The 25,893-nt window shown below is 41.0% G+C and carries 29 protein-coding genes; 17 read left to right on the forward strand and 12 right to left on the reverse strand.

From position 1 onward, the window contains the following. The first annotated feature begins 94 nt into the window (after positions 1–94). From ACJAZP_RS04590 to trpS, 11 genes are all read left to right on the forward strand, one after another. On the forward strand, positions 95–1,159 hold the full coding sequence (locus ACJAZP_RS04590) for a pilus assembly protein PilM (RefSeq protein ID WP_415229560.1): 1,065 nt from the start codon (positions 95–97) through the stop codon (positions 1,157–1,159). Beyond that, a complete protein-coding gene (locus ACJAZP_RS04595) occupies positions 1,152–1,709 on the forward strand; it encodes a PilN domain-containing protein (protein ID WP_415229561.1) in 558 nt (185 codons plus the stop codon). The genes ACJAZP_RS04590 and ACJAZP_RS04595 overlap by 8 nt, the downstream gene beginning before the upstream one ends. After that, complete coding sequence (locus tag ACJAZP_RS04600) at positions 1,709–2,281, forward strand: type 4a pilus biogenesis protein PilO (protein ID WP_415229562.1); 573 nt, start codon at positions 1,709–1,711, stop codon at positions 2,279–2,281. Before ACJAZP_RS04595 ends, ACJAZP_RS04600 begins: the two co-directional genes overlap by 1 nt. Further along, positions 2,278–2,790 (forward strand): pilus assembly protein PilP, encoded by a 513-nt coding sequence (locus tag ACJAZP_RS04605; RefSeq protein ID WP_415229563.1) that lies wholly within the window; start codon positions 2,278–2,280, stop codon positions 2,788–2,790. The genes ACJAZP_RS04600 and ACJAZP_RS04605 overlap by 4 nt, the downstream gene beginning before the upstream one ends. 35 nt (positions 2,791–2,825) lie before the next feature. Then, positions 2,826–4,886, forward strand: a complete 2,061-nt coding sequence (locus tag ACJAZP_RS04610) for an AMIN domain-containing protein (RefSeq protein ID WP_415229564.1) — start codon at positions 2,826–2,828, stop codon at positions 4,884–4,886. Positions 4,887–5,055: 169 nt separating this feature from the next. Next, entirely contained in the window at positions 5,056–5,571 is a 516-nt protein-coding gene (aroK, locus tag ACJAZP_RS04615) for a shikimate kinase AroK (RefSeq protein ID WP_415229565.1), read from the forward strand. Next, positions 5,571–6,641: a 3-dehydroquinate synthase gene (aroB, locus tag ACJAZP_RS04620; RefSeq protein ID WP_415229566.1), complete on the forward strand. Its 1,071-nt coding sequence runs from the start codon at positions 5,571–5,573 to the stop codon at positions 6,639–6,641. The genes aroK and aroB overlap by 1 nt, the downstream gene beginning before the upstream one ends. 204 nt (positions 6,642–6,845) lie before the next feature. Then, positions 6,846–7,721, forward strand: coding sequence for an SPOR domain-containing protein (locus tag ACJAZP_RS04625; RefSeq protein WP_415229567.1), 876 nt, complete (start codon positions 6,846–6,848; stop codon positions 7,719–7,721). After that, positions 7,714–8,544, forward strand: a complete 831-nt coding sequence (locus ACJAZP_RS04630) for a Dam family site-specific DNA-(adenine-N6)-methyltransferase (protein ID WP_415229568.1) — start codon at positions 7,714–7,716, stop codon at positions 8,542–8,544. The genes ACJAZP_RS04625 and ACJAZP_RS04630 overlap by 8 nt, the downstream gene beginning before the upstream one ends. A 69-nt stretch (positions 8,545–8,613) precedes the next feature. After that, positions 8,614–9,282, forward strand: a complete 669-nt coding sequence (gene rpe / locus ACJAZP_RS04635; protein ID WP_415229569.1) for a ribulose-phosphate 3-epimerase — start codon at positions 8,614–8,616, stop codon at positions 9,280–9,282. A gap of 212 nt (positions 9,283–9,494) precedes the next feature. Then, a complete protein-coding gene (gene trpS, locus ACJAZP_RS04640) occupies positions 9,495–10,496 on the forward strand; it encodes a tryptophan--tRNA ligase (RefSeq protein ID WP_415229570.1) in 1,002 nt (333 codons plus the stop codon). 84 nt (positions 10,497–10,580) lie between these two features. Here trpS and gloA read toward each other — a convergent pair whose 3' ends face one another. The 3 genes from gloA to plsY all read right to left on the reverse strand — a co-directional run bounded on the left by gloA (position 10,581) and on the right by plsY (position 12,203). Beyond that, positions 10,581–10,985 carry a lactoylglutathione lyase gene (gene gloA, locus ACJAZP_RS04645; protein ID WP_415229571.1) on the reverse strand — a complete coding sequence of 135 codons (405 nt, stop codon included), beginning with the start codon at positions 10,983–10,985 and terminating at the stop codon, positions 10,581–10,583. Between the two features lie 108 nt (positions 10,986–11,093). After that, positions 11,094–11,525, reverse strand: a complete 432-nt coding sequence (locus tag ACJAZP_RS04650; RefSeq protein WP_415229572.1) for a c-type cytochrome — start codon at positions 11,523–11,525, stop codon at positions 11,094–11,096. 81 nt (positions 11,526–11,606) lie between these two features. Further along, on the reverse strand, positions 11,607–12,203 hold the full coding sequence (plsY, locus tag ACJAZP_RS04655; protein ID WP_415229573.1) for a glycerol-3-phosphate 1-O-acyltransferase PlsY: 597 nt from the start codon (positions 12,201–12,203) through the stop codon (positions 11,607–11,609). Positions 12,204–12,375: 172 nt separating this feature from the next. Here plsY and folB point away from each other — a divergent pair, with 172 nt between their 5' ends. Genes folB through ACJAZP_RS04670 form a run of 3 tightly spaced genes read left to right on the forward strand, consistent with a single transcriptional unit; the run spans position 12,376 to position 14,054 of the window. Continuing rightward, positions 12,376–12,729, forward strand: coding sequence for a dihydroneopterin aldolase (gene folB / locus ACJAZP_RS04660; protein ID WP_415229574.1), 354 nt, complete (start codon positions 12,376–12,378; stop codon positions 12,727–12,729). Further along, complete coding sequence (gene folK / locus ACJAZP_RS04665) at positions 12,729–13,199, forward strand: 2-amino-4-hydroxy-6-hydroxymethyldihydropteridine diphosphokinase (RefSeq protein WP_415229575.1); 471 nt, start codon at positions 12,729–12,731, stop codon at positions 13,197–13,199. Before folB ends, folK begins: the two co-directional genes overlap by 1 nt. A gap of 51 nt (positions 13,200–13,250) precedes the next feature. After that, entirely contained in the window at positions 13,251–14,054 is an 804-nt protein-coding gene (locus ACJAZP_RS04670; protein WP_415229576.1) for an undecaprenyl-diphosphate phosphatase, read from the forward strand. Positions 14,055–14,074: 20 nt separating this feature from the next. Here ACJAZP_RS04670 and ACJAZP_RS04675 read toward each other — a convergent pair whose 3' ends face one another. Further along, positions 14,075–14,794, reverse strand: a complete 720-nt coding sequence (locus tag ACJAZP_RS04675) for an ABC transporter permease (RefSeq protein ID WP_415229577.1) — start codon at positions 14,792–14,794, stop codon at positions 14,075–14,077. Between the two features lie 45 nt (positions 14,795–14,839). Continuing rightward, positions 14,840–16,069: a multifunctional CCA addition/repair protein gene (locus ACJAZP_RS04680; RefSeq protein WP_415229578.1), complete on the reverse strand. Its 1,230-nt coding sequence runs from the start codon at positions 16,067–16,069 to the stop codon at positions 14,840–14,842. Positions 16,070–16,145: 76 nt separating this feature from the next. Here ACJAZP_RS04680 and ACJAZP_RS04685 point away from each other — a divergent pair, with 76 nt between their 5' ends. After that, positions 16,146–17,873: an AAA family ATPase gene (locus tag ACJAZP_RS04685; RefSeq protein ID WP_415229579.1), complete on the forward strand. Its 1,728-nt coding sequence runs from the start codon at positions 16,146–16,148 to the stop codon at positions 17,871–17,873. Continuing rightward, positions 17,873–18,667: a general secretion pathway protein GspB gene (locus ACJAZP_RS04690; RefSeq protein WP_415229580.1), complete on the forward strand. Its 795-nt coding sequence runs from the start codon at positions 17,873–17,875 to the stop codon at positions 18,665–18,667. Before ACJAZP_RS04685 ends, ACJAZP_RS04690 begins: the two co-directional genes overlap by 1 nt. Positions 18,668–18,778: 111 nt before the next feature. Here ACJAZP_RS04690 and ACJAZP_RS04695 read toward each other — a convergent pair whose 3' ends face one another. The 3 genes from ACJAZP_RS04695 to ACJAZP_RS04705 form a co-directional block, all read right to left on the reverse strand. Next, positions 18,779–19,354 carry a TIGR04211 family SH3 domain-containing protein gene (locus ACJAZP_RS04695; protein WP_415229581.1) on the reverse strand — a complete coding sequence of 192 codons (576 nt, stop codon included), beginning with the start codon at positions 19,352–19,354 and terminating at the stop codon, positions 18,779–18,781. A 181-nt stretch (positions 19,355–19,535) separates the two neighbouring features. Next, entirely contained in the window at positions 19,536–20,801 is a 1,266-nt protein-coding gene (locus tag ACJAZP_RS04700) for an inorganic phosphate transporter (protein ID WP_415229582.1), read from the reverse strand. Between the two features lie 16 nt (positions 20,802–20,817). After that, positions 20,818–21,498 carry a TIGR00153 family protein gene (locus tag ACJAZP_RS04705; RefSeq protein ID WP_415229583.1) on the reverse strand — a complete coding sequence of 227 codons (681 nt, stop codon included), beginning with the start codon at positions 21,496–21,498 and terminating at the stop codon, positions 20,818–20,820. 174 nt (positions 21,499–21,672) lie between these two features. On the opposite strand from ACJAZP_RS04705, the gene ACJAZP_RS04710 reads away from it, so the two are divergent. Then, positions 21,673–23,172, forward strand: a complete 1,500-nt coding sequence (locus ACJAZP_RS04710; protein WP_415229584.1) for a CYTH domain-containing protein — start codon at positions 21,673–21,675, stop codon at positions 23,170–23,172. Between the two features lie 220 nt (positions 23,173–23,392). On the opposite strand, the gene ACJAZP_RS04715 is transcribed toward ACJAZP_RS04710, so the two are convergent. The 4 genes from ACJAZP_RS04715 to ACJAZP_RS04730 form a co-directional block, all read right to left on the reverse strand. Beyond that, positions 23,393–23,734, reverse strand: a complete 342-nt coding sequence (locus ACJAZP_RS04715; protein WP_415229585.1) for a hypothetical protein — start codon at positions 23,732–23,734, stop codon at positions 23,393–23,395. Between the two features lie 2 nt (positions 23,735–23,736). Beyond that, a complete protein-coding gene (locus ACJAZP_RS04720; protein ID WP_415229586.1) occupies positions 23,737–24,384 on the reverse strand; it encodes a hypothetical protein in 648 nt (215 codons plus the stop codon). A 93-nt stretch (positions 24,385–24,477) separates the two neighbouring features. Further along, a complete protein-coding gene (locus tag ACJAZP_RS04725) occupies positions 24,478–25,161 on the reverse strand; it encodes a PspA/IM30 family protein (protein ID WP_415229587.1) in 684 nt (227 codons plus the stop codon). Between the two features lie 15 nt (positions 25,162–25,176). Next, the gene (locus ACJAZP_RS04730) at positions 25,177–25,590 is read right to left on the reverse strand and encodes a YjfI family protein (protein ID WP_415229588.1); all 414 of its coding nucleotides are present in this window, start codon (positions 25,588–25,590) and stop codon (positions 25,177–25,179) included. Positions 25,591–25,893 lie beyond the last annotated feature (303 nt).

A 25,893-nucleotide genomic window follows, 5' to 3' on the forward strand; every position in this document is an offset into this window, starting at 1 on the left:
TGACTTCACGCCTTGGAACTTATTGATTTTAGAATTAACATCGGTCTTTAAGAGCCTATTATCAACGGATTAAATATATTTTAGCAGGGACGTTATGTTTAAAGGTTTAAAAAAATCAAATTCAAATGCGTTGATCGGGATTGACTTCGGCTCAAGTGCCATCAAGGCGATTGCACTGTCTAAGGGAAAAGGCACCTTTCAAATAGATGCGGTGGCTGAAATAGCCGTCGAAAAAGGTTTGATTGTTGATAATAGTTTTGAAGATATTGTTAAATTGACTGAAGTTATTAAACAATTACGTAAAAGCTTTCCCGCTTCATACCAAAATGTCGCGATTGCCGTCAGCGGTGCAGATGTTATTACCAAAGTAATCCCAATGAACGTTAATTTAAATGATCTTGAGCTGGAAAACCAAGTCGAAATTGAAGCCGAAAACAGTATTCCCTTTCCCTTAGATGAAATTTTTTTAGATTTTGAAGTCATTTCCATCAATGCCAATAATCCAGACCTAAAAGATGTGTTAGTGAGTGCCGCACGAAAAGAAACCGTACTGTCGCAAGTGGATTGTATTGAAGATGCAGGTTTACGGGTGAAAGTTGTTGATATTGCAAGCCATGTACTGGCTCGCTCTTCTGAGTTGCAAATTTCCCGTGAAGATTTTGATAAAGGGATTGCGGTTGTTGATATTGGTGCAACACAGATGACCTTAAACATACTGCATCAAGGCAAAGTTATATTTTCACGGGCTAAAAATCACGGCGGAGCGGTCTGTACACAGATGATAGCGGATCGTTATGGTTTAAAACTCGATGAAGCAGAAAAAATTAAAGTTGAGCGTGAGTGGCCGCTCGATTGTGATATTGATGTTATCGAACCCTTTATTACCATGACGGTTAATCATTTACGCTTTGATTTACGCATGTTTACCAATGCCCCCAATAATATCGGTGTTGCGAAACTGTTTCTGACCGGTGGTTGCCAACTGTTGCCTGGATTAGTGACCCAGATACAAGAGCAGCTCGACTTAGAGACTGAAATTGCCAATCCATTCCTCGGTCTTGAATACAAAAACCCATCGGATAAAAGTCTGCTTCATCAATTTTCCACAAAATATATGATGGCCTTAGGGTTGGCATTAAGAGGGGAGGGTAATGTCTAATATTAATTTGTTGCCATGGCGGGATGAGCTTAAAAATAAAAAGAAAAAAATGTTTTTGATTTTTTTAGGCTTAAGTGCTGTCTTAATCCTGGGGATTTCTTATCTAGGGAAATTATATGTTGATGGCTTAATCGGCGAACAGCAGCTGCGTAATCAATACCTGCAGGCCCAAACGACTATTCTGGACAGGCGCATTGCAGATGTGCATAAAATCAAAAAGGAGAAAGCAGAACTTGAACGTCGTATCATTCTTATTCAAAAATTAGAAGAGAAACGTAATTATGCAACGCATCTCTTTAATATATTGCCGCAAGTTGTGCCAACCGGTATTTATTTAAACAGCATCACATTTGCCAACGGGCAAGTTGATGTTAAGGGAATGAGCGAATCGAACAATCGCCTTACTACGATGACCAGAAATATCGATAGTTCTGATTGGTTGGGAAATGCTTATATCAGCTCTATCGTTTCAGGGCCGACAAAACCCATCAAACTAAGTCAGTTTGCCATGAAATTTGTTGTCATTCCTGAAAAAAAGGCGGGTGAATAATGGATTTAAGTGAATTAGATTTTGAAAATGTCGGCAGTTGGCCGACACAATACCGAGTTGCATGTATTGCCTTTATCTGCGCTCTCTTAAGTGGTGCCTTTTTTTATTATGTCACCCTGCCGCTGTTAGATGATCTTGAACAGATTGAAGCACAAGAAGTTGTTTTAAAAAATGAATTTAAAGTAAAGGCCGCATTATCTTCGAATTTAGAAGAGTACCGTGTGCAAATAGCCGACATTAAGGTTATTTTTGAAGGGTTGCTGCACAAGCTACCGAGTAATGCCGAAGTAGCAAGTTTACTTGATGATATCAGTTTTATCGGTGCCGATAGTGGTCTGCAGTTTAAAAGTATTAACTGGGGAGCGATAAAAGAGGAGGAACTTTCCACTGAAGTGCCTATTAGTATTCAAATAGTGGGCCGTTATCAAGAACTCGGACAGTTTGCCGCAGACATCGCTGCGCTGCCGCGGATCGTCATTTTGGACAATTTAACCTTGACCAAAGGTCAGCAAGATTTAATGACTTTAAATGTAATTGCTAAAACATATCGTTATAAGGAGAGCCTAAAATGAGATTTTTTATCATTTTGCTGATGACCTTTCCTTTATTCTCATGCGGGGATCTCGATATTAATGATTTAAATCGCTTTGTTATTGAAACTAAAGCGAAAAATTATCCACTTGGTGATAAAGTGCCGATTTTGAAAAAAATTGATCCTTTAACCTTTACACAAGAAGCCAGTCGTAATCCTTTCAGCGAACCTAAGGCTGAAGTTGTTGCTGCTGTTGTTAATGTACCTAAAAGCTGTCCTCAACCTAATTTTAATCGCAAAAAACAAGCTTTGGAGATGGTCTCGCTTGACAATTTGACGATGCGAGGAACCGTCTTGGCCGGTCAGATGCTCTGGGCGCTGGTGCAGGTGACGGGCGGGGAGTTATACAAAATTAAACCCGGCTATTACCTGGGATTGGACCACGGAAAAGTCGTAAACATAACAGAAGATAAAATTGATTTATTAGAGTTAGCCCTGGACCGGGATGGCTGCTGGCAAGAGCGGATAACAAAAATTACTTTACGCTAGTCTAAATGATCTTAAAACAGGGATGAATAAGCGTCATGAATACATCATACTTAAAAAAAATATTAACTCTTTTGCCGCTGGCATTATTGTTTCACTCCTCCATCGGCTTTGCTGAATCACAACTCGATAAGCTTGATATTAATCCTTTAGCGGAGGGTAAATTTGAATTGCGCTTTGCCTTCAACGAATCTATCAGCGGCTATCAGGATAAGTTATATTATCGACCCAATAAATTAGTTATTGATGTTGAAGATGCGAGTTCCGTTTTAGCGTTAAACCCGATTAAAATTGATAAAGGAGGGGTTAATAATGTGGCCACCGAGAGAACACCCGAGGGGCTGCGTTTAACAATTAACCTTGACACTTTGATGCCCTATCGTGTTGTACAGGAAAATAGTGTTCTTTTTGTGCGTTTTGGCAATACTGTGCAGGAGAACGCAGTGAGCGATAAACAGGAGGATGCCTTAGCGGCCGCAGTGGTTCAATATTCGGGCAGCCAAACAGCAAAAGCTGTCCCGTCAAAGATTAATGCTGCGATTGTTTCCTCGCATTTGGCAACCCCTAAAGGTTACGTTAACAGTATTCATTCACTTGACTTTAAACGCGGCCCCGAGGGGCAGGGTAAACTATTAGTATACCTTGATAACTCTAGTGTGGCGGTCGACATTCGTCGTCGTGATCAGCAGTTGATTGTTGAATTTCAAAGCACTTATATACCCGATGAATTATTGTATATTATGGACGTTGTTGATTTTGCAACCACTGTGCAAAAAATAGAAAGCTTTAAAGAAAACGGTAAAACTCGTCTTGTGTTTGATATTAAAGATCAATACAACTATCGTTATGATCAGTTAGATACTCTGTTTATGATTGAGATCTCTGAAAAACCTAAAGATCAAAAAGAAAGTGCCTATCAGGGAAAAGCCATCTCTTTAAACTTTCAGGATATCCCGGTACGTACTGTGCTGCAGTTGATTGCCGATTTTAATGGTTTTAATTTAGTCATAACGGACTCTGTAACGGGTAATATAACTTTGCGCCTTGATGATGTGCCGTGGGAACAAGCGCTGGATATTATTTTAAAAGTGAAAGGTCTCGGCAAACGTTTGGACGGTAACGTCTTAATGATTGCTCCGGCTACAGAGTTAGCGGCAAAAGAACGTGCTGAATTAGAATCTGAAAACGAAGTGGCTAGTTTAGCAACTCTATATTCTGAATTTATCCAGATAAATTATGCAAAAGCTACAGATATTGTAACTATGTTATCCAGTGATAAGACTAGTTTATTATCTGAGCGTGGTTCGGTAAGTATGGATGAGAGAACCAATTTTTTGATTTTAAAGGATACAGCAGCGGTTATTGATTCGGTTAAAGATATGCTTAAAGTGTTAGATATCCCTGTACGCCAGGTGGTGATTGAAGCGCGTATGGTAACCGTTAGTGATTCTGTGAGCGAAGACTTAGGGGTTGAATGGTCAAGTAGTTCTGATGATGGCTCATCTAGTGGCTTCACGGGGACGACTGTAAACTCGGATGGCAACAGCATTGGTTTTCAATTTGCTAAATTAAATGGTTCTATATTAGATTTGCAGATTTCGGCACTGGAAGCAGAAGGAAAGGCTGAAGTTATTGCCAGTCCGCGGATTACCACGGCAGATCAGCAAACCGCTTATATAGAGCAAGGTACAGAGATACCTTATGCTGAGTCCTCATCATCTGGTGCTACCACAATAAGCTTTGAGAAAGCGGTGCTGAGTTTAAAAGTGACACCGCAAATAACACCGGATAATAAAGTGATTTTAGACCTTATTATCACTCAGGATTCAGTCGGTGAGACTTATACGGCTAGCGATGGCGCCGAATATGTTTCCATTGATACAAACGAGATCACCACACAGGTCTTAGTAAATGATGGTGAAACATTAGTACTAGGCGGTATTTATCAGCAATTAATGACCAATACTGAAACTAAAGTTCCGGTTTTAGGTGATATTCCTTATTTAGGCGTATTATTCAGACAGACGAGTTCTAAGACAGAGAAGCAGGAGCTATTGGTTTTTGTAACCCCACGTATTGTCATGCAAACTAAATATTAATCAGCTCTTTTTCATCAAAAGCTATAAAAAAAAATAAGTCCAAAGTTAATCTTTGGACTTATTTTGCTTATGGGCTTGCAATGGCTTATTAACAATTGCGATAATATACAACACTTCTCTTTTTCTAAAGGGTGTTCCCAGTAATTAATCACTTGAGTAATAATTGAACATGGCAGAGCAACGTAATATTTTTTTAATTGGCCCAATGGGGGCTGGCAAAAGCACAATAGGCCGTCATTTAGCACAAATGTTACACCTTGATTTTCTTGATTCCGATGCGGAAATTGAGAAAAAAACAGGTGCAGACATTGCATGGGTTTTTGATGTAGAAGGCGAAGCGGGTTTCCGTATTCGTGAACAAAGCATGATTGATGAGCTGACACAAAAGCACGGTATCGTTTTAGCAACCGGTGGTGGTGCACTGATTCTCCCTGAGAATAGAATACATTTGTCGGCGCGGGGTATTGTTGTTTACTTAAAAACCAGTGTTAACAAACAGTTAGCTCGGACATTAAAAGATAAACGCCGCCCATTATTACAAAACGATGATCCGCGCACGGTATTAGAAGCATTAGCTGAAAAACGTAACGAATTTTATGATGAAGTCGCCGATTATACCATCGAAACCGATGAGCAAAGCGCGAAGGTTGTCGCCAGTCAAATAATTGCATTATTGGATTTCTAATGGAAAAGATAGTTGTAGATTTAGGTGAACGTAGTTATCCGATATCAATTGGCGAAGGTTTATTAACTCAAACAGGGTTATTCAAAGCAGCGATCAAGGGCAAAAAAGTAATGATTGTCAGCAATGAAACCGTTGCACCTTTGTATTTGGGACGTTGTAAAGAAACCTTAATTGATTTCCAAATTGATGAAATCATTTTACCCGATGGTGAAAAGTTTAAAAATCTACATACTTTTGAAATTATTTTAACCGCCTTGCTGTCTAACAAACATGCCCGTGACAGCACTGTTATTGCGCTTGGTGGCGGAGTTATAGGAGATATGGCCGGTTTTGCTGCTGCTTGTTATCAGCGTGGAGTCCCCTTTATACAGGTACCTACCACTGTCTTGTCACAAGTTGATTCTTCCGTTGGCGGAAAAACAGCGGTTAATCACCCTCTGGGTAAAAATATGATTGGCGCATTTTATCAACCTCAGTCAGTTATTATTGATATTGATTGCCTTAAAACATTACCTGCGCGTGAATTTGCAGCCGGCATGGCCGAAGTCATTAAATACGGCATTATTTATGATCAGGCATTTTTTACCTGGCTTGCAGAAAACGTTACCGCGATTAAAACACTGCAACCTGCCGCAATCACTTATATGATTAAACGTTGCTGCGAAATTAAAGCTGAAATTGTCTCTCTGGATGAAAAAGAAGGCGGTATTCGCGCATTATTGAATCTCGGACATACCTTTGGTCATGCGATAGAGGCTGAGCAGGGCTATGGAAATTGGCTGCATGGTGAAGCTGTTGCGGCAGGTATGGTCTTGGCTGCAAAAACTGCTTTAACCCTCGGCCTGATTGAATCTGCGCAAATTGAGCAAATTATATTATTAATTAAAGAGTTTGATTTGCCGGTTAAGGCACCGGAAAATATGGGCTACGAGCAGTTTGCAGAGCATATGCAATTGGATAAAAAAGTATTAGATGGCAAGTTGCGTTTAATATTACCTACCTCTATTGGTAGCAGTGAAATATTTGAGAATGTCAGCGAAACGGTGCTGCGTAATGTTATAGAATTTTAAATTGACTGATGCTGAGACTTATATAATCAGCATAGTGAAAAGAATAAAATCATGTTTTATGAAATGTAGCAGCAGATAGATCCGTCTGTTATTTTATTAGATTATTTGTATTTATAAGCCCTGCATAAAACAGCGTCTTTAATAATACTGATCTGAGAAAATAATAACTTATGCGTTAACAGAGCCATTTAATAAGTAGAGAAAATGAGCACTCATTCTGAATATGATAAACGACCTTCATGGGTCAAAGAAAATCTATCACAACTGTTATTATTACTGGCAATGTTGATGGTTGTGGTGAGTCTTGCTGTTTATTTTTTTTACACCCCCTTAAGTGAACTCATTTTTGCAGAGGATCGCGCTGCAGCACAAAAAATAATTGTCAATAAAGCGCCGGTGAAAGTGATCACTGAAAATTGGCAAGAGGATCAGCAGGGCCCGATAGAAAATACGCAGTACAACGTTGGCGATAGTGATCTTAATGACAAGCGGGTGGTCATTTCCAAGGAGGAATTGGTTGGCTTAGAACAACGTTACCGCATTGATCTTGTCGAAACAGCCGAAAAACCATTGCCGGCGGGAATTGAAGGGCAACAGTCTGTTCAAACGATAGTGGGTAAGAATGGTCAGCCAAGCATTTCAATCATACGGATGAGTGACTCATTCGCTTCGGATATTGACAGGGTTAACGGGCAGGCAGAACTATTTTTGTCAGGAGAAAAAAAGCACCAGCTGCTGCTAAAAACCGCGCAACTCAACGGGATTAATTTAATATTGACGCCGGCAGAGACGCTGATGGCAAAGTCCCCCTCTTTATTTACCCTAAGATTATCTGCAATGGAAAGCTGGGAAAAACTGCAGGACTTTGTTATTCAGCATGATCTGCTTAAAGAAAATATTTATGTTTACCGGACCATTCGAAATCATAAACCCTGGTATGTGCTTCTGCTTGGCGAATACCGCAGTTTCCCCGGCGCAAAAATTGCACAGCAAGGTTTACCCGGTGCTTTAGCTAACTTTCCATCACAAGTGTTCACCTACAAAGAGATCCAGCAGGATTTGCAATTAAAAAATGACTAAAAAAAATCGTGCATTCCTAAAATGGGCAGGTGGTAAATTCACCCTAACCGAACAGATCAATCAGCGTTTGCCCCAGGGAGGACGTCTTATCGAACCCTTTGTCGGCGCGGGCTCGGTCTTCCTAAACAGTAACTTTGATGAATACCTGCTTAATGATATTAATCCCGATTTGATCGAGATGTATAAGATCGTTAAACGTAAACCTAAACAATTTATCATTGATGCCAAATACTACTTCCAGGATGCCTTTAATAATGAGGCTATCTATTATCAGCTGCGCAGTGAGTTTAATGGCTGCACAGATGTTTATAAGCGTTCATTATTATTTCTTTATCTGAATCGTTTCGGTTATAACGGCTTATGTCGTTATAATAAAAGTGGTGGTTTTAACGTGCCCTTTGGACGCTATAAGAAACCTTATTTTCCGGAAAAAGAGCTGCTTATTTTTTCTGAAAAGGCTAAAAAAGCAACTTTCACCTGCAAACCTTATCAGAAATTATTTCAGTATTTACGTGATGATGATGTTTTATATTGTGATCCTCCCTATGTGCCGTTGAGTAAAAGCGCATCATTTACCAGCTACGCGAGTGAAGGTTTTAGCCTCGATGATCAAGCTAATCTTGCAAAACTTGCACGCGAGTCAAAGTGCAGTGTTTTAGTGAGCAACCACGATACTATTTTAACTCAGGAGCTCTATCGTGATGCTTCCTGCGACCAGATTCAGGTGTCTCGCACTATCAGCAGTAAATCCTCAACCCGTCAGCCCGTGGGGGAGTTATTCGCACTGTTTAGTGCGCAGCTTTCAAGCGCTAAAAATCCATAAAATAAAAAATAGTTTGTTTGCTTTTGCTTCGGTAGAATAGCCATTCACTTTAGCAAACGGAAACTTATCATGACCGATTATTTAATTGCCCCTTCAATCCTTTCCGCTGATTTTGCCCGGTTGGGTGAAGATGTTGAAAAAGTATTAGACGCTGGTGCCGATGTAGTACATTTTGACGTAATGGATAATCACTATGTGCCCAACTTAACCATTGGTCCTATGGTTTGTAAGGCCCTGCGAGACTATGGTATTACAGCGCCCATAGACGTACATCTTATGGTAAAACCGGTCGATACTATGATAGTTGAGTTTGCCCAAGCAGGTGCATCAATCATTACCTTTCACCCTGAAGCCTCTGAACATGTGGATCGCTCATTACAATTAATTAAAGAGCATGGCTGTAAAGCGGGTTTAGTGTTAAATCCTGCGACTTCATTAGAAGTATTAACCCATGTTATGGATAAACTCGATGTGGTTTTATTAATGTCCGTAAATCCTGGTTTTGGTGGTCAATCATTTATTCCGCATACCCTTGAAAAATTACGTCAGGTCAAAAAACTGATCACCGCCAGCGGCCGTGATATTCGTTTGCAAGTTGATGGCGGTGTTAAAACAGACAATATTAAAGCCATCGCCGAGGCTGGTGCAGATATGTTTGTGGCAGGCTCTGCTATTTTTAATCAGCCTGATTATAAGGTTGTGATTGATAAAATGCGTACTGAATTAGCTAATATTTAAAGTGTAAAAGATTAAACTTATCTGTTTTGATCTGACGGCACCCTGATAAACAGTGTGCCGGACCTGTGTTTCGCATCGAAAAGATAATAAAACAGCGAATGCAGCCTGCGGTTATAAAGAAGATTAAACGTTTCCTTGCTAAATCCAAATCATATTGTTGCTCAATTTAACGAATTATTAAATCTACTTAAGAGTAGATAAAGGATAGATAAATGACTAAACCATTAGTTTTAAGCGGTTGCCAGCCCTCAGGATCGTTAACCATAGGTAACTACATGGGCGCGCTGCGTCAATGGGTTGAGATGCAAAAAACCAACGACTGCCTATTTTGCCTAGTTGATTTACATGCGATTACCGTTCGTCAAGATCCACAGGCACTGCGCAAAGCAATTTACGATGGTTTAGCGATGTACCAGGCTGTGGGTATCGATCCGCAAAAAAGCACCATGTTTATTCAGTCACAAGTACCGGAACACGCAGAGCTTTCATGGATCTTAAACTGTTATACACAGATGGGTGAATTAAACCGAATGACCCAGTTTAAGGATAAATCGCAAAAGAATGTTACCAATATTAATGTTGGTTTATTCAGTTACCCGGTATTGATGGCTGCCGATATTCTTATTTATGGGCCTAAACATGTGCCCGTAGGCAGCGATCAGAAACAGCATCTTGAATTAGCGCGTGATATTGCGATACGCTTTAATAATGCCTATGGTGATACCTTTGTTGTTCCTGAGCCTGCTATTCCTGAGCATGGAGCACGGATTATGAGCCTGCAGGAGCCGACTAAGAAAATGTCGAAATCCGATGATAATGTTAAAAACTTCATCGGATTGCTCGAAGATCCGACAAAGATTTTGAAAAAAATTAAAAGTGCGGCAACGGATTCGGATGAAAAGGCACGTATCTATTTTGATCCCGTAGAAAAGCCGGGTGTTTCAAATTTACTGACCCTGCTTTCCTGCTCAACGGGCAAATCCATTGAAAGCCTGATCCCTGAATATGAAGATAAAATGTATGGTCATCTAAAGAGTGATACTGCCGAGGCCGTGGTGAATCTGCTGGAGCCTATTCAAGCCCGTTTTAAAGAATTGCGTGAAGATGAGTCTGCATTACAAGCGATTGCGCGTGCCGGTGCACAGAAGGCGCGTGTCCGTGCTGCCAAGACCTTGGTGAAGGTTTACGATAAAGTGGGTTTTTTACCCAAATAGCCTGTTTACCGAGTAAACAAAAAAAAGCGCAGTACTTGTTAATAACAAGCGCTGCGCTTTTTTATGCAAAGTTCTTTATGAAGCTCAACCTAAGCCCTTGCCAGCGTCTTTTTTATTAATTAACTCAATCTGATAACCATCGGGATCTTTAACAAAAGCGATCACTGTGGTGCCGCCTTTGACCGGGCCTGCCTCACGGGTAACTTGACCGCCCATTTTTTTAATCATCTCGCAGGTAGCGTAAATATCATCGGTTTCAATGGCGATATGGCCGTAACTATTGCCCAAATCATATTCCGTTGTACCCCAATTGTAGGTGAGCTCCAGTACTGTTGTATCCGATTCATCACCGTAACCTAAAAATGCCAGCGTATATTTATAATCAGCATTTTCCGACTGGCGGAGTAGTTTCATCTGCAGAATATTGCTGTAAAAGTCGATCGATTTTTGTAAATCAGTAACACGTAACATGGTATGTAATAAGCGCATTTTCAATTCCTATTTTGGTGTGGAGCTACATAATATTTATCTGTTATAAATATGAGCTATAAAAAAGCCACCCTAAGGTGGCTAACTTAGTGGGTTCTTCTTAACACCCTAAAGGCCGTTAGTTAAGAACGCAATAGTAGAGACTATTTCCTGCTCACTACAGTCACTGCATGTGCCTTTTGCCGGCATCGAGTTAAAACCCTCCAGCGCATGTTTAAGCAGCGTCTCAGCACCCTGTGCTAGACGTGGCTGCCATGCGTCAGCATCGCCTTTTTTAGGTGCGCCAAGTACGCCGGTACCGTGGCAGGCAACACAATAAGTGTTATAAATTTTTTCACCGCTTCTTGGACCAGCGGGTTCAGCTGGCGCTTGCTGGGCGGTCATTATCTCACCATCTAAATAAACGCTACCTACGGGTGTAATACGTTCAGCAATGGCGGCTTCAGACAGATCTTGTGTAAAGCCTGCGCTGCTGAACAGGCTTATTGTCAAGCCTATAAGCAGGGTAGTGCGTTTAATAAGGTTCACGGTAAACTCCATTTTGCGGTTGTGTGATTTACAGATGTTGTAAAAGTGTTAATTATAACGAGGTTGATTATAACTACCACGCCTTTATTGGGATTATTGCTTCCAGTTCACTATTTTTTTTTCTTTACCGCTTAAAATTCGGCGAATGTTGCCGATATGGCGAAGCAGAATTAGTAGCGACAGCATGCAAACGGATATTGTGTATTCCGGATTTATCTGCTGAACAAAAAAAGGAGCGGCAATGGCGGCTACGATCGCGGCTAACGAAGCATAACCGCTTACGGCAATGGTAAATAACCAGGTTAAAATAAGTAATCCGGTTAAATCCATGCCTAAAGGCAATAAAGTACCTAAACCGGTGGCGACCGCTTTACCGCCTTTAAATTGAAAATAGGGTGGGAAAATGTGTCCGAGGCAGGCGGCAATACCTATTACACCAATCATAATGGGGGAATAACCCCAAAAATAAGCGAGATAGACTGGAATAGTCCCCTTTAACAGGTCAAAAATAAGTACCGTACTGGCGGCTTGAGCGGCGTGTAAACGTAACATATTAGTGGCACCGGGGTTTTTCGACCCGGCAGCGCGAGGATCCGGCCAGCCTTTGGCTTTACATAATAAAATCGCCCCGTTTAGCGCACCAAACAGGTAGGCACTCAGAATAAATATTAAAGTAATCAGGTTAATCATTTCTATATATTTCTCCCTGTTCAGGTAAAATACGGTGCAGCTACGGTCGATGGTATTTATTTATAGCAAAATAGCTTGAATATGGATCTGCAATCCATTTCGGTATTTTAGAGATAGTACGTGGATTTTTTGTGAAGTGGTAGCGTTTTAACTTACTCCGACAGGTTGGGAAATGGATATTATTTTTATTAAACAGTTAGAAGTCATCAGCTCAATTGGTGTCTATGACTGGGAAAAATCGGTGCAGCAAAAACTTTATTTTGATTTAGAGATGGCGTTCGATAATAAACCCGCAGCAAGCACCGATGATATTAAACTCGCACTTAATTATTTTAGCGTCTCAGAGGCCGTAAATACATTTGCCCAAACCCATCAATTTGAATTAATTGAAACCATGGCAGAGTCCGTTGCTGCGCTTATTATGGGGCAGTTTGCCGTGCCCTGGGTTAAAGTGACGCTGCATAAACCCGGGGCTTTGCCAAAGGCGCAAAGTTTAGGGGTACAAATTGAGCGTGGTATCCGTTAATGGCAGTTGTTTTTATTGGCATCGGCTCCAGTATCAATCGAGCCGAGAATATTCGCTTAGGCCTTGTCGCTTTAAAAGCTGAGTTTGGTGAATTACTGCTTTCTCCTCTTTACGAAAGTGAAGCCGTTGGTTTTTCGGGGATTAATTTTTATAATTTAGTGGCTAAACTGCATACTGAGCAAAATATTATGGAATTAATTAAAAAGCTTAAAGCCATAGAAAAGCAATTTGGCAGACCGGAAAAGTCGGCTAAGTTTACCCCAAGAACCTTAGATTTAGATTTACTTTTATACGACCAGCAGATAGAGCCCGATCTTGATTTACCGCGCGCTGAAATTTTAAAAAACGCCTTTGTATTAAAACCCTTATCTGAGTTAGCTCCCACTTTAAAGCACCCTGTGCTAGGTGAAAGTTATCAGACATTATGGTCTCATTATCCGCAACAAAAACAAAAGTTGTGGAAAATATAAAGACAGCTTTCCGATTAGTATTACCCACTTTATTTAATACATGAGATAAAAATGTCTGAACTTCAAATTGTTGTCTTAGCCTTAATTCAAGGGTTAACTGAATTTTTACCTATTTCTAGCTCCGCTCACCTGATTTTACCATCACAGCTGTTAGGCTGGCCGGATCAAGGTTTAGCTTTTGATTTAATACTTAATATCGGTACCTTATCGGCTGTTTTGATCTATTTCCGGATTGAAGTTATGAATATGTCTACAGCCTGGGTTGGCTCTTTGCGCGGGCAGGGGAAAACCCAGGATAGCCGCCTCGCGTGGTGGATCCTTTGGGCGACAATACCGGCCGCTTTAATTGGTTTTTTTGGTAAATCTCTGGTTGAAACCTATTTACGCAGTGGTTATGTGATTGCAGTGACGACCACTGTTTTCGGTTTACTGCTATGGTGGGCTGATGCCAAAGCGAAACAGCAAAAAACAGAATACCAAACGGGCTTGAAGGGCGCTTTATTTATTGGCTTTGCTCAAGTATTAGCCTTGATCCCCGGTACCTCTCGTTCGGGTATTACTATTACTGCGGGTTTAATGCTCGGTTTGACCCGCAACGCTGCTGCGCGTTTCTCCTTTTTAATGTCGATTCCAATCATTGCCATGGCGTCCGGGTACGATTTGCTGAAATTTATATTATCGGATCAATATGTTGATTGGGGGCCTTTATTTTTAGGTGCGGGAATTTCATTTGTCAGCGCTATTTTATGTATTCACGTCTTTTTAATTCTGCTTAACAAAGTCGGTATGCTGCCCTTTGTTATCTATCGTCTGCTGCTCGGTGGTTTTTTGTTTTATATTTTGTCGGGAGCCTGATACGCTAATAGCAGGTTAAGTCACTGACCTGCTGTTTTTTTCTTATTTTTACTGAGCACTAAAAAATAGGCTGAAGAGATGCCGGCCGAGGCAAAGATCATGCACATCACTACTATTTGATACCTTGCCGCAATAAAGGGGGAGGTGCCGGATAAAATTTGCCCGGTCATCATGCCCGGTAAAGAGATCAATCCAACCGCAAATAACGCATTAATATTCGGAATCATCGACGCTTGAAATGCAATTTTACGCGCCTTAAAGTAATCTTCTCCGCGCGACAATTCTGCATAAAAACGTTCAGCCGAAAGACTGACGCTATTCATACAGTTGGCAAAAATCATGCCTGCTAGAGGGATCATGGTTTGTACCTGATACCAGGGATGCAGGGTTAATACGCCCTGAGTAATAACAAACAGGGTAAAGCCGCCCCCCACTGCAATTGCTGCCATAGTTCGTTTTAATAACGGCAAACGCTGCTCTTTAATATTGCCTAAAGCTATCCAGCTGGCAAAGAGTACCATCAGCATTAACAGCATAACCACAATCCAGGCATTAGCACCGGCAAAAAGATAATTAAGAAAATATCCGACTAACAAAAGTTGAACTAACATGCGCGACAGTGCATAGAGGGCAAATTTTCCGTTTAGTGACCATTTAAATAAAATAATGATAACCAAAAAAACCGGAATAAAGGCTATCGCCAGGTTCTGAAGCGGAATAATACTCAGTGAATTAGACATTTTTCTGCTTATTTAAGTTAAGTCGTGGAACAATAAGTCGGTCGATTATAGGGCATGCTTTTGCTTATACAGTTCGACTGTGCGAATACGCGCCTCATGTAACTGCGCTTTAATCTCTGCACCTTGATAGCCCTGCTTAATAATCGCTTGTACATCAACCAGCTGCGCACCTTGAAAAGCACGCCAAATATAATCTGCACTGGGATAGTCTTTCTCTTCAAAACCGGTTCGGCCCTTAGAGTCAGCGACGCAGCACTGTAACATTTGCCAAAACCGTTGAGGTTTACGCCAGGCATCGTTCTGATCCATTAAGGTCACCAGGGTTGATGCTTTTAACTCCAATCCGTTATGAATAAGCGTATGGTGTTCACTAACCAAACAAGCCAAGTCTCTGCACTCATTAGGTATTTTAAGACGTAGACATAAATTATTAATCAGCGCCAAACCTAATTTTCCATGGCCTTTATGGCTCGGCCAGAGTGCTTTGGGTGTGAGCGCTTTGCCTAAGTCGTGCACCAGGCAGGCAAAACGCAAAGCAATTTCATCGGATAATTTTACTGATTGCTGGACAACCATCAAAGTATGTATGCCGGTATCGATTTCAGGGTGCCATTTTTTAGGCGCCGGAATTCCAAATAAAGCTTCAATTTCGGGGAATAAAATCGCCAACGCACCACAGTCGCGTAATACCTGAAAATAGATCTGCGGGTTATCGGTTTGTAACGCTTTTGCCGTTTCTTGCCAAACTCTTTCTGCGGTCAACTCGTTTAATTCGCCACTAGCGCTTAAGGTGCGCATAAGTTTTAGCGTTTCCGGCGCAATCTTGAAGCCTAAATCGTAAAAACGTGCTGCGAAGCGGGCAACACGCAGCACGCGCAGGGGATCCTCGCTGAACGCTGGCGATACATGACGCAGGGTTTTGCTGTGAATATCCTGCAGCCCGTGGTAGGGATCAATCAATTCTCCCTGCGGCGATTGGGCAATGGCATTTATGGTTAAGTCGCGGCGTTTTAAGTCTTCTTCAAGTGTCACATCCTGACCGGCGTAACATTCAAATCCATTATGACCTGCACCTTTTTTTCGTTCGGTACGGGCCAGAGCATATTCATCCCCAGTTTGCGGGTGGATAAAAACCGGAAAATCCTTACCAACTTGCTGAAAACCTAACTTTAATAGTTTTTCCGGATTGCCTGCAATCACCACATAATCTCGGTCTTTAACCTTAAGTTGTAATAATTGATCGCGAACTGCGCCTCCGACTAAAAATATTTGCATTGTTTTTCCTCTTTATGGCTTAGTTAGCTATTATATGCAATAACTTCTCTTGTCTCTATTTTCTTTGGATTTTGTTATGTATCAAGATTTTTTCTCTTTAAAAGAGCAGCCCTTCTCGATTTCGCCCGATCCCGATTTTTTATTTTTAAGCAACCGTCATCAAGAGGCCATCGCTCATTTGCAATATGGGGTTCGCGGTAACGGTGGCTTCGTCTTATTAACCGGTGAAGTGGGTACGGGAAAAACCACTGTCTGCCGTAAATTATTACAGGAAATCGGCGCAACCACCGATGTCGCTTTTATTTTAAACCCGGCTTTAACCGAAATTGAATTGCTGGCCACTGTCTGTGATGAATTTCAGATTGATTATGAAAAAGAGACGACCAGTTTAAAATTATTATTTGACAGCTTAACCGCTTGGATGATGAATAACCACCATCAAGGAAGGAGTGCGATTGTATTAATTGATGAAGCACAACATCTTAGCTTCTCGGTATTAGAGCAACTACGGTTGCTCACCAATATTGAATCCAATAACAAAAAACCGTTACAGGTGATTTTAATCGGTCAAACCGAGTTACAGCAAAAACTAAAGCAGCCTGAGTTGCGGCAATTGGCACAACGCATTAGCGCACGTTATCATCTGCTGCCGCTGACACAGCAGGAGAGTGCTTATTATATTCAGCATCGATTGAATGTGGCGGGGGCAAGTTTTCCGATTTTTGAACCCCGCGCAGTAAAAGAAATTTTTAAGCGCAGCCAGGGTGTGCCGCGCTTAATTAATTTACTTTGCGATCGCAGCCTACTCTGTGCATACACTCAAAATTCATTAAAAGTGACTGCACTAATGGTGAAAAAAGCCAGTGATGAGATGGAAATTTCAAGCAATCAGACATTTTTTAATGCGACCTTTAAAAGCAGTTGGCGATTTGTCGCGTTGATTTTATTGGCTCTGCTCACCGCTTTTCAGGCGCCACAGCTGCTGACCCGTTTTCAAGAGGTCCAAGCACAACCGCCAGCATTAACAGTGCCAGCTGCCATATTAAGTGAGTCTTCGGCGGAGCTTAATGCGCCTTCTGAAGAATATATTGTACCTTCTGAAGAATATATTGTCCCCCCGGAAGAATATATTGTACCAAGCGAGTTGCAGCAAGCGACTACGGTTGCTGCAGGTCAGGAGAATGAGGCTCCTGACTGGTTTGATGATTATGAATCATTGGATATTTCCAATGCCACCTTTGCCAATGCCTTGTTTAATTTATATGCTGTTTGGGGCTATCAGGGGGACCCCGAAACGGTTAATTGTGAACAGGGAAAAAGTGTCCTGCTATCCTGTTATTCGGCCAATACCAGCCTGAAAAAATTAAAACAGTTAAATTATCCCGCGGTGGTTAAACTTGAAAGAGATAATTTAGAAAGTTTACATGCGGTGCTTTATCGCATTAATGGCAGCTATCAATTATTGATTGACGGACAGGTTATTGAGGTCTCAGAAACTTGGTTTAATAAGTACTGGTCGGGAGAGCTAACGGTGCTTTGGCAGGCACCCTTTGCATTACAGACTAATCTTAAATTTGGTCAGCAAGGTGAACAGGTAGCCTGGTTGGTGAGACAACTTAATCAGTTGCAGGAAATGCCTCCCGAGAGTAAAAATCGCTTTGATTTACCCTTGCTGCAACAAGTGATGAGTTTCCAAATAGAAAACGGCTTAAAAGATGATGGTATTGTGGGGGTACAAACCTTAATGCCGCTGATGCAACGAGTTAATCCTCAGTTGCCACGACTACAACAGGAAGTAAATTAATGTCCACTATTCTAGCGGCGCTGCAAAAGCAAAAATCATCTGCAGGTGAGCATTTTGTTCCACCATCAGAAGCTAAAAAAGGACTTTTGAAATGGCGAGTGGCTTTATTAACCTCCCTGTTGGTGATCATCAGTTTATTATGCGTACTACTTTATCTGCAACTTAACGGGGCAGCGCAAGACATGAAAATACAACCCCCAATAGCGCAGATTAAAGCGCCAGATGTGCTAGACGTTGATCCTAATGTGCTTAAAGTTGAGCCGCTTGAGGTTGCGCCGCCCATCATTAATGAAACGGCCGTTAAAATAACAAAAACAGCAGCCAAAGCAGTTAAGGAAATGACTTTCGTAACCCAACCTTTACCCGAGGTTGAAAAACCGGAGTTATCAATAAAGTCAGTCCCCGGTGAATCAACCGCTGCTGCTAAGGTAAAAGGAGAGCTTGATTACTCGGCTGTTTCTGATGATTTGCAGCAACGTTTTGAGCTTGCCTTGTTTGATAGTACTGGGCAGGATAAAGTATTTTCAGTCGAGGTAAACAGCGACGGCAGGGACCTTCATGAGATGAGCAGCCAATTTCAGCAAAAAGTGCCAAACATAATATACGATGCACATCTATTTTCGAGTATTGCAAAGGAGCGTTGGATTAAGATTAACGGCAAAAAATTAAAAGAAGGGCAGTTTGATCCTCAGAGTAAAATAGAGCTGTTAGAGATTCAGCCCAATCGCAGTATTTTTCGATTGGGCCGACAAAGTTTCAGCTTAGAGTCATTAACTGATTGGAAAGGTTATTGAGAGTGGTACCGAAAAGATAATATGACCTGCCGCTGGCAGGTCATATTGTATAGCCAAAATACTTGAAGATGCTGAACACTGGATCTTCAAGTTATTTGGGTATCAATAGTATTACCAATTATTGTTGTTTTTCTTACGGCGAGGTAAAAAGGGAATCAGCAGACCAAACAGCAAGCCAAAAAACAGCACACTGCCGCCGTACATCATCCATTTCATTTTAACCCGAGCGTCCTTGGTATCCTGAAGCAGATCCAGTTCCAGATTAGCAGCTTCAAGCTCGATGATCTTTTGCTGTAAGGTGTTTTTTTCATTGTTCAGACCCGCTATCAAGCTGTCTTTATCAATGATAGATTGCTTTTGTTGATCCAATATTTCAGTGTTTTCCTGCAACTCTTTTTGAATCGCCGGGAGCATTTTTTTTGCCGGTAAAGTGGTTTGTAATTGATCGCCTTTTACCCAGGCGGTTTTGCCATCCGCGGTTCTTATATTATAAAAATGTGTTTTTTGATCATATTTTAAAGTTGTGACCGGGCTACCAACGTCAATTGTGCCGACAATACGATATTCGCGGCTTGGTCCCGAATGCATGTAAATGAAAATATCATCACTCACATAGCGGGTTTCTGCAGCAGCATTCATGCACAGCATTAGTGCAATAGCAGTCGTAATATAGGTGAATATTTTCAAGTTCAGGATCCCATTAATCAAAGTAAAAAATGTTAGCATATTTTAAAAGCAAAAATAACTAAGGAAAACCCTTAGAGACAAAAAAGAGAGCCAAAGCTCTCTTTTTTTATACCGTGATATCCATTCTACCTCAAGTTGTCAAACAAAGTATATTGAGGCCGAGTGGCTATCAATATTTTATTCAGCTAAAAACCGCTTTCAGCATATAGAAGAATATAATTGACAAGCCGGCACCAACGGGCAGGGTCACCACCCATGAGATGACGATATTACGTACCACGCCTAAATTTAGTGCCGCAATACCCCTAGCCATACCAACCCCTAATACCGCACCCACTAGGGTTTGTGTTGTGGAGATAGGTAAGCCGGTTCCCGATGCAATAACCACCGTTGCTGCAGCGGCAAGCTCAGCAGCAAAACCGCGGCTTGGTGTCAGGTGGGTAATACCGGTGCCGATGGTGGCCATGACGCGTTTACCAAAAATAGCTAAACCAAGCACAATCCCGATACCACCTAATGGCAATATCCACCAGGCCAGTGCAGCTTTAGCCGTTATTTGGCCGTTGCTTTCGACAATGCTAACAACCGCAGCAAGTGGACCTATCGCATTGGCGACATCGTTGGAACCATGCGCAAATGCCATTGCACAAGCCGTCACTACCATCAACACGGCAAATATTTTTTCGACATTGGCAAAATGCATTTTTTTATCGGCTTTAGGGTCGATTTTAATGCGATTGATAAATATTTTACCAACACTGGCAACGGAGATACCGATTACAGCCGCTAAAGCAAACGCTTCAAAGCTGGTGAAATGTAAACCAACATGTTTCAGGCCTTTAGTAATAGTCACTAAGGAGAGCAAAAAGCCCGCAAGAAACATATAAAATGGCACATAACGCTTGGCATTCTTAATCGGATCTGAGGTATTAAATATTAGCTTTTGTGAACTCATGAAAATCATGTAGGCAATTATGCCGGATATCAGAGGCGTGATCACCCAACTGCCGAGAATACCAGTCACCTTGACCCAGGCGACGCTGTCAGCCCCTACTCCGACGGCTGAGAAACCAACGATTGCGCCAACAATAGAATGCGTTGTGGAAACCGGCCAACCAAAATAAGAAGCAATAACTAACCAGACTCCAGCGGCGAGTAATGCCGAGGTCATACCAAACACTAATAATTCGGGCTGATCAATATAGAAGCTCGCATCGATAATACCTTTGCGTATTGTTGACGTTACTTCGCCACCTGCTAAATAAGCGCCCGCAAATTCAAAAATCATGGCAATGATGATTGCCTGTTTGATAGTTAATGCTTTTGAGCCAACAGAAGTACCCATTGCATTGGCCACATCGTTTGCACCTATGCCCCAAGCCATAAGAAAACCGACTGCTCCCGCAAAGAGTACCAGCATGCTTCCGTATGAAGTTATAATATCCATAAAAATCCCTTAAGCGTTATGAACGAGCAATCATAAGTTCGAGTTGATCACCGATTGATTCAGAATGATCCGCAAGACGGCCAACCCACTCTAAAATTTGGTAAAGAAAGACGACATCAACGGGATTGTAATGCTGTTCGATAGCAAAAAGATCTCCGCGAAGTTTAATCTGCAAAGAGTCTGTATCATCTTCAATCGTATCAAGTTCAGCGAGCATCTTGGTGACTATATCCACTTCGCGACCTTTAAAACCCGTTTCTAATAATTCATCAAGTTCATTGATGGCTTTTCGGGCTTGCTGAACGGCATCTAAACAACGCTGCAGATAGATCATGAAATCTTTTTCTATTTCATTGGGTATTTGCAGTTTTCTGCCAAAAATGCGTCCCGCAATATCTTTTGCCGTATTGGCTATTTTATCCTGGCGAATAGCAAGTTCAATTAAATCACCACGTGCAATAGGCATAAATAAACCTTTTGGCAATCTTAGGTGGAGCTTACGTTTTAAGGAATCCGCTTTCTTTTCAAGCGTTGACAGCTCTTTTCTTATCTCTTCCGCTTTTATCCAATCCTGTTCATGACTCGCTTTAAAAAAAGGGATTAATAACTCACTGCAGGCCGCAACTTTATCAATATGGGTCAGAATGGGTTTAATTGGAGATTTAGCAAATACTCCAAGTATCGAGTTAATTGGCATAGGTAATCCTATTATTAGGCCGTATTCAGCATACGAATGTTAAAATTCAAAACAAATTTTCGCGCATGGTAACTTTCTTTTGCACATAATTGAATATGAATTTAGTATAATTGATGAATTATTACGATTTTTCTTGATCAATCACATTCATTTTAGATAGGTTTTTTATAAATTATGGAAACGGAAATAGAAATTAAATTTTTTTTTAATTCAAAATTTGCCTCGGAATTGTATGAAAAAATCAATTCCCATCATGTTATTTCTACCCAAAAACAATTATTAAATAATGTTTACTTTGATACGGGTAAACGGGCATTACGCAAAATGGACATGGGATTGCGGATCCGCAGTTGTGATCAAAAATCAGTGCAAACCATCAAAACAGCAGGTCGAGTTATCGGTGGGTTGCACCAGCGTCCGGAATATAATGAGCCGATTGAAGGCCTGCACCCCGACTTAGCGCGCTTTAAAAGTAAAATATGGCCGCAAGATTGTGATATTAAGGAGCTTGAAAATGAACTGCTGCCGCTCTTTTGCACCGACTTTAATCGCCAAACCTGGTTGGTTGAAATGCTCGAGGACACCTTAATTGAGGTGGCTTATGACAGTGGTTTTATTAAAACAGATTCGGGCACAAAAGAGATTTGTGAAATTGAACTTGAACTGCTTAAGGGGGATGAAAATCAGCTTTTTGTGTTAGGTGAGTCGATCGCTGAATTACCGCAGGTAAGATTAGGTAATGTCAGTAAGGCACAGCGCGGTTATATGCTGGCAGACGGCCTTGATTTTAAAGCCAAAGCACTTTCACCTTCACTCCTGACACAAGCCATGTCCGTTGAGCAGGCTTTGCTGGCTAACCTCCAGCATGGACTGCAGCATACCCAATATCATGAGCATTGTTATTTGGAATCTTTTGATGATGTTGCTTTATACCAATTATTACAAGGCATTAAGTTTTTACATCAAAACCTTAAATTAATTAAAAATGTTGTGCCGCAAATATTAAATGCCGCATGGGTGGGAGAATTACACTGGTTGGCACGCTCTTTCTCGTGGTTTGATGAACGTTTTATTTTGCAGAGCATGTTGGAAGATAACGGTTTTTATATCCGCAAATTACCTGATTTTAAAGCTTTAATGATAAAATTAGAAAAGCAGTATAATGAACAACCGGATCGGCAGGCAATAGAGGATATTCTGACCTCAACCCGTTATTGTCAATTTGTTCTGAAATTTACACAATGGTTGATACAATTTGAAAAAATACCCTTTATCAGTAAAAAAAGCACTACTATTTCGTCCTTCGCAGCGGATTCTCTGGAATCGGGATGGCAAGAATTAAAACGGGTGAGTCACCATAAGCCGTTTTCCATTGCACAACTTTTGTCATATCAAGGATTACTGGAGTCAAACTTGCTGTTAGGGTTGTCCGTAGGCAATCTCTTTTGCGCGCAAAAAAGTAAAACCTTTCACTCTCCCTGGTTAGATATCAAACAGGGTATAAAAGAGCTGGATATGGTTAATATTGTCGCAGAATATGCACAGCTTGAGACGGATAAAAGCTTACAAGCGGAATATTTAAAATGGGTGACACGCAAACAAAACTCATTAGCACATGCGCTGCAGCAATCTAAACAGCAAGCCATGTTAAAAAAGAGCTATTGGCACAACTAGTCTGCAGGTCAATAAACTATTAGCGCTTTTTAGTAGTCTGCAGGTCAATAAACTATTAGCACTTTTAATAGTCTGCAGGTTAATAAACTATTAGCGCTTTTTAGTAGTCTGCAGGTCAATAAACTATTAGCACTTTGATAGTGTTAATAGCCATTTTGAATACCGCTACTGAGCGGGTTTTGCTCTGTGAAATTGGTTTGCCGCAATCACTATGGCAAAATCACTTGGGATTGTCGTATTCACTTTGCTGTGCAAATTTGGTTAACTCTTCAATAACCGCCTTTTTTATCTCTAGTTGCTGATCCGCGGGTATTCGGTAACGTTCACTAAGCTGCTGGTAATCTTCATCACTTAAACTGACGGTTAAACGCGGGCGTTTGGGTTTTTTGTGTGTTGCTAAAGCAAGCAAATCTCGAATTTGCTCTGACGGGCTAATGCCCTTGTCCAGTGCACTACGACGAATACTGTATTGTAGTTTTGTATCCATGTCGAAGGCAATCTGTACCGCTTTTGCGACGTTGGCAGATTGCTGCCATTTTTTAGGTAACTCACCTTTTACCATGGTTATTCTCCTTTAATCCATAACTCTGAAATTTCACTGGCAGGTCTTAAAAAAGACAGGTAGACATCGGTATCGCCATTTTCAAAAATAAAGATATCAATAAAGCGCTGCCCCTGGTCGCCTGCTAATGAATAAAACTCAAACTCGCGGCCATGCTTTTCTTCATTAAACTGAGGTGGGGTGCCGGCGCGGTAATCTTGTTGATGAAAATAACCTGTGGTCATAAAGTCCTGCTGAAGATACTCCGCGGCAACCATATCTGCATAGGGATGTTCAAAGGTGATAGGTTTTAAACGTGCACAGCCCGGTGCTTCAAAGATTTCAGAAAAATCATCCAAATCAAATAAATCCCCGACATCCTGGCGGGTCAGTAATACACTGTACTTTACAAATTTTTGCGGATTTTTAGGAAAACTGATATAAACAGGTTGAGGACTCATTCCCCGGCCTACCAGTTGAGCATAATGTTCATATTTTAACTCGACCGTGTTAATTTCGCTGACCTCAAACTGCTGTTTGCGCATGATTTTAGGAAGTGCAAAACTATCACCAAAGCTGAAAATATCATCCACTTGCAGTTCGCTGGGGTGGTTTAAACTGCGCGTTGGCAGCGCTTGCTTTTTAGCAAACAGTGCTTTAAAAAAACTCATTATTTTCCCCTATTAAAAAGCAAAAACACGCTCGGTGTTTTGCAGCCAAACGGCATTTTTACCTATGCGCTTGGCTGTCTATTTTACTGGTCTTTATTTGGCTTTCAAACGTGCCAGAATCGATTGCGCATTTGATTGCTGTGCGCCAATGCCAGCATCTTGTAACTTACTTTTTAATGAAGTATCGCTATTTTCTGCTTCAAGCTGCTCCGCAGCTTTTAACTTATCATCATACAGCGCTTGCTTTTGTTTAATCCGCTCTAAAGAATCTTTTGCACTTAACAGTTTTGAGTTACTGGCAACAAAATTATCGGTGATCGCCGACGTTGCTTTTTGTACACTTTGTGTTGTTTTGACCATGCTTAACTGACGTTTATAGTCGGTTAATTGGCGCTCACTCTTTTTAATTAAGGCTTTTAAACGATCCGCACTGTTTAAGTAACTTTCATTTGCCTGCTGCTGATCTGCCGCGCTGTTCTCAAGTTCGGAAATCTTTTCCGCAACCTCAATGGCTAATGCTTCATTACCCTGATTAAGCGCCTGCATTGCATAACCTTCATGTTCTTTAATGCTCGCCTGTAATTGAGTCAGCTCTCGTGCTGCCTGCATCTGTTTGGCCATGACTTCGGTTAAATCACGTTTAGCAATGGTGACATGCTTTTCTGAATCGCGTATCTCCTGCTCAAAAATACGCGTTGAGTTTGCATCAACAATCGCTTCTCCGGTTTCGCGTACACCGCCTCGAACCGCGGTAATGATTTTTTTAAATATACTCATTTTTAATACTCCGAATTAATTTAAGTAGCTGCTCATTTCATTAATGACTTCAAGACTGTTATCACTTAATGTCGCAATCTCTAATTCAATGTCATCAAGTGTTGAGTTAATTGATAAAGCACCATTTAATACGTATTTGTCTTCAACTTTAGCAAATGAGGAAAGCGGCATGGGAATATTCATCTCCAGCATTGCTTCCATCATATTGCTTCTTAGCTCCGGTTTAACTTCATTTTCACCCCAGAGGTAAGCGATACACAGGATTTGGTTGTCACTGATAGAGATAAAAATAGGAATCTCTTCCCGTCCAATAACTTCAACCTGTAATACATCAATGTCACCATTAATGGGTGTACAATCAAAATTAAAACCCGTTTCGCTATTATCATCTAACTGATTAAGATGAGTCGCAATATTGTGAATATTCATAATACCCCTTATGGCAATTGACATTTAATGTCTCTTTGCAGTTAATTTAGATTGCTTGCCATTATATGTCAAGCGATTCGAAACAGCTCTCGTCACAATTTATTTAATCTACTATTGCCTGCCCGGTTTTATTTTTCAATCACTGTGTCAATTTATTACTGAAAACTTAACGGCATTACTCATTTGATGGTTTTTTTCTTCGCAAATTAGGCTGATCTTGATCTGCATTGAGTAAATTAATTTTATTAGTGAGATTTTTCACACAATAGCTAATTTAGTAGTAATCTTTACTCATCTTTACTA

The sequence above is a fragment of the Psychromonas sp. genome (genome assembly GCF_047632955.1).
Classification (GTDB): Bacteria; Pseudomonadota; Gammaproteobacteria; order Enterobacterales; family Psychromonadaceae; genus Psychromonas.

What these genes read in the sequence shown, in the direction of transcription:
- ACJAZP_RS04590 (WP_415229560.1), top strand. Translation starts at nt 95, where the DNA reads ATGTTTAAAGGTTTAAAAAAATCAAATTCAAATGCGTTGATCGGGATT.
- ACJAZP_RS04595 (WP_415229561.1), top strand. Translation starts at nt 1,152, where the DNA reads ATGTCTAATATTAATTTGTTGCCATGGCGGGATGAGCTTAAAAATAAA.
- ACJAZP_RS04600 (WP_415229562.1), top strand. Translation starts at nt 1,709, where the DNA reads ATGGATTTAAGTGAATTAGATTTTGAAAATGTCGGCAGTTGGCCGACA.
- ACJAZP_RS04605 (WP_415229563.1), top strand. Translation starts at nt 2,278, where the DNA reads ATGAGATTTTTTATCATTTTGCTGATGACCTTTCCTTTATTCTCATGC.
- ACJAZP_RS04610 (WP_415229564.1), top strand. Translation starts at nt 2,826, where the DNA reads ATGAATACATCATACTTAAAAAAAATATTAACTCTTTTGCCGCTGGCA.
- aroK (WP_415229565.1), top strand. Translation starts at nt 5,056, where the DNA reads ATGGCAGAGCAACGTAATATTTTTTTAATTGGCCCAATGGGGGCTGGC.
- aroB (WP_415229566.1), top strand. Translation starts at nt 5,571, where the DNA reads ATGGAAAAGATAGTTGTAGATTTAGGTGAACGTAGTTATCCGATATCA.
- ACJAZP_RS04625 (WP_415229567.1), top strand. Translation starts at nt 6,846, where the DNA reads ATGAGCACTCATTCTGAATATGATAAACGACCTTCATGGGTCAAAGAA.
- ACJAZP_RS04630 (WP_415229568.1), top strand. Translation starts at nt 7,714, where the DNA reads ATGACTAAAAAAAATCGTGCATTCCTAAAATGGGCAGGTGGTAAATTC.
- rpe (WP_415229569.1), top strand. Translation starts at nt 8,614, where the DNA reads ATGACCGATTATTTAATTGCCCCTTCAATCCTTTCCGCTGATTTTGCC.
- trpS (WP_415229570.1), top strand. Translation starts at nt 9,495, where the DNA reads ATGACTAAACCATTAGTTTTAAGCGGTTGCCAGCCCTCAGGATCGTTA.
- gloA (WP_415229571.1), bottom strand. Translation starts at nt 10,985, where the DNA reads ATGCGCTTATTACATACCATGTTACGTGTTACTGATTTACAAAAATCG.
- ACJAZP_RS04650 (WP_415229572.1), bottom strand. Translation starts at nt 11,525, where the DNA reads ATGGAGTTTACCGTGAACCTTATTAAACGCACTACCCTGCTTATAGGC.
- plsY (WP_415229573.1), bottom strand. Translation starts at nt 12,203, where the DNA reads ATGATTAACCTGATTACTTTAATATTTATTCTGAGTGCCTACCTGTTT.
- folB (WP_415229574.1), top strand. Translation starts at nt 12,376, where the DNA reads ATGGATATTATTTTTATTAAACAGTTAGAAGTCATCAGCTCAATTGGT.
- folK (WP_415229575.1), top strand. Translation starts at nt 12,729, where the DNA reads ATGGCAGTTGTTTTTATTGGCATCGGCTCCAGTATCAATCGAGCCGAG.
- ACJAZP_RS04670 (WP_415229576.1), top strand. Translation starts at nt 13,251, where the DNA reads ATGTCTGAACTTCAAATTGTTGTCTTAGCCTTAATTCAAGGGTTAACT.
- ACJAZP_RS04675 (WP_415229577.1), bottom strand. Translation starts at nt 14,794, where the DNA reads ATGTCTAATTCACTGAGTATTATTCCGCTTCAGAACCTGGCGATAGCC.
- ACJAZP_RS04680 (WP_415229578.1), bottom strand. Translation starts at nt 16,069, where the DNA reads ATGCAAATATTTTTAGTCGGAGGCGCAGTTCGCGATCAATTATTACAA.
- ACJAZP_RS04685 (WP_415229579.1), top strand. Translation starts at nt 16,146, where the DNA reads ATGTATCAAGATTTTTTCTCTTTAAAAGAGCAGCCCTTCTCGATTTCG.
- ACJAZP_RS04690 (WP_415229580.1), top strand. Translation starts at nt 17,873, where the DNA reads ATGTCCACTATTCTAGCGGCGCTGCAAAAGCAAAAATCATCTGCAGGT.
- ACJAZP_RS04700 (WP_415229582.1), bottom strand. Translation starts at nt 20,801, where the DNA reads ATGGATATTATAACTTCATACGGAAGCATGCTGGTACTCTTTGCGGGA.
- ACJAZP_RS04705 (WP_415229583.1), bottom strand. Translation starts at nt 21,498, where the DNA reads ATGCCAATTAACTCGATACTTGGAGTATTTGCTAAATCTCCAATTAAA.
- ACJAZP_RS04710 (WP_415229584.1), top strand. Translation starts at nt 21,673, where the DNA reads ATGGAAACGGAAATAGAAATTAAATTTTTTTTTAATTCAAAATTTGCC.
- ACJAZP_RS04715 (WP_415229585.1), bottom strand. Translation starts at nt 23,734, where the DNA reads ATGGTAAAAGGTGAGTTACCTAAAAAATGGCAGCAATCTGCCAACGTC.
- ACJAZP_RS04720 (WP_415229586.1), bottom strand. Translation starts at nt 24,384, where the DNA reads ATGAGTTTTTTTAAAGCACTGTTTGCTAAAAAGCAAGCGCTGCCAACG.
- ACJAZP_RS04725 (WP_415229587.1), bottom strand. Translation starts at nt 25,161, where the DNA reads ATGAGTATATTTAAAAAAATCATTACCGCGGTTCGAGGCGGTGTACGC.
- ACJAZP_RS04730 (WP_415229588.1), bottom strand. Translation starts at nt 25,590, where the DNA reads ATGAATATTCACAATATTGCGACTCATCTTAATCAGTTAGATGATAAT.